Consider the following 1,673-nt stretch of genomic DNA (forward strand, 5'->3'; position numbering starts at 1 on the left):
GAACTTACCAAACTTGAACTTGTTGGACGGTACTAAAGACTTTAGTGGAGATTGGGAACATTCAGATGTTTCGGTAAATGACGGAACATATCAAGGTCTAACCGTTAAGAAAAGAACCGGTCAATGGGTCGGTATTAATAAAACATTTACTGCACCTAAAGACGGAGTTTATACTTTCTCAGCTCATGTTAAAAGTTCAGGAAACAAGGCAGATGTAACTAGATTTGTTCTTGTAAATGGTAGTCCTGTTGCTGCTGTTCCTGATAAGATAATGGGTAACGATTTTGGTTGGTTGAGGGATAGTGCCTCTGTAACATTAAAAGCTGGCGACAAGGTTTCAGCCAGATATGACATCGCAGGTTCAGGTTCAGATTCTGCTTTATGGACTGCTGGTCATAAGTGGGAAGAAGGCTCAACCGCTACTCCTTGGATGCCCTCAGCTAGTGAAGTAACACCCGAAGATTATCCAAGCTATATCGGAACATATACTGATAATGACTCTAACACACAAAGTACAGACCCAGGAAAATATACTTGGAAAAAAATAGAATAAGTAAAGGAATATAAAATAAAATGGCAAAACAATTAAGTACAGCACGTAAATTTAAAATGATTACAGGGAAAGACCTTTTCCAGCAACAAAAGGCAATGGATGCAGAGCTTAAAAAAGAAGACGGAGAAATTACTGATGTAATGGAGTTCGTTCAATATGGTCTATACTTGGCTCTTTTTCAAGATAACATTGTAAAAGCTAAAAGTGACTTCTCTGACTTCCGTTCTAGCTTTGAGTTCGATACTGACGGTAAAGGGCTTAAAGAACTTGTCGAACTGTGGCAGAAAGAAATTTAATGAGCTGAAAGGACTGTAAATGATTTTAAAACATGCAATTAGATACTTAGAACTAACTGGTTCAGACTTTATTACAGATTTAAAAGACTTTGCAGACCTACAAAATTCTTTTGTCGCTGGATATATTCCTGATGACTTTACAGAGCAAATGGAGAGCTTTACAGACAAGTTATTGATACTTTGGGTAGATTGTAACGGAGGACTGCAAAACGCCTTAGACGATAAAACAGAGCTTCCTACAACTAACGAGTTAATCAATATCTTCTGTAAAACTGTTTTTATTAAAGAAAAAGAGGAAACGGAAGACGATATGGTCTTCTTTTCTTCTAGTTCATTGATTAAGAAAAAGAAAGATACTGTAAAGGAAAATAAAACCTTAGAACTTTTGACTGTTTTAGGCAATAATGAAATTGATATAACACAGTTCATGGAAATGGAACTAGAACTTGTTTATAAAATAATCGAACTTATTGCAGAGAAGAAGAAAGAGGAAAAAGAAAAAGAGAAAAGGCGTAAAAGAAAGGGTATGTAATGGCAAGTAATGCAACATTTGAGGTCGAGATATACGGTAATACCACGAAATTCGAGAACTCACTTAAAGGCGTTAATACCGCAATGTCAGGGCTTAGAGGAGAAGCTAAAAACTTACGTGAAGCTCTAAAACTTGACCCAACAAATACCGGTAAAATGGCACAATTGCAGAAGAACTTACAAACGCAGTTGGGCTTATCACGTGACAAAGCAACAAAATTAAAAGAAGAACTTTCTACGGTTGACAAAGGTACGTCAGCAGGTCAAAAGAAATGGCTACAACTTACTAGAGA

At 36.6% G+C, this 1,673-nt stretch carries 4 protein-coding genes; all 4 read left to right on the plus strand.

Annotated features, from left to right (window positions below; translation table 11 throughout):
- The coding region (locus tag AP059_RS22375) for a complement C1q domain-containing protein (RefSeq protein ID WP_218186996.1) at positions 1-553 on the plus strand (553 nt) is incomplete at its 5' end.
- 20 nt (positions 554-573) lie between these two features.
- Positions 574-849, plus strand: a complete 276-nt coding sequence (locus tag AP059_RS00080; protein ID WP_059874879.1) for a hypothetical protein — start codon at positions 574-576, stop codon at positions 847-849.
- Between the two features lie 19 nt (positions 850-868).
- Positions 869-1,381 carry a hypothetical protein gene (locus tag AP059_RS00085; protein ID WP_059874881.1) on the plus strand — a complete coding sequence of 171 codons (513 nt, stop codon included), beginning with the start codon at positions 869-871 and terminating at the stop codon, positions 1,379-1,381.
- A partial coding sequence (locus tag AP059_RS21715; protein WP_218186997.1) for a hypothetical protein occupies positions 1,381-1,673 on the plus strand: 293 nt, incomplete at its 3' end. The genes AP059_RS00085 and AP059_RS21715, both read left to right, overlap by 1 nt.

Origin of the sequence: Pseudomonas sp. TAA207 (genome assembly GCF_001529285.1) — a bacterium.
Lineage (GTDB): Bacteria > Pseudomonadota > Gammaproteobacteria > Pseudomonadales > Pseudomonadaceae > Aquipseudomonas > Aquipseudomonas weihenstephanensis.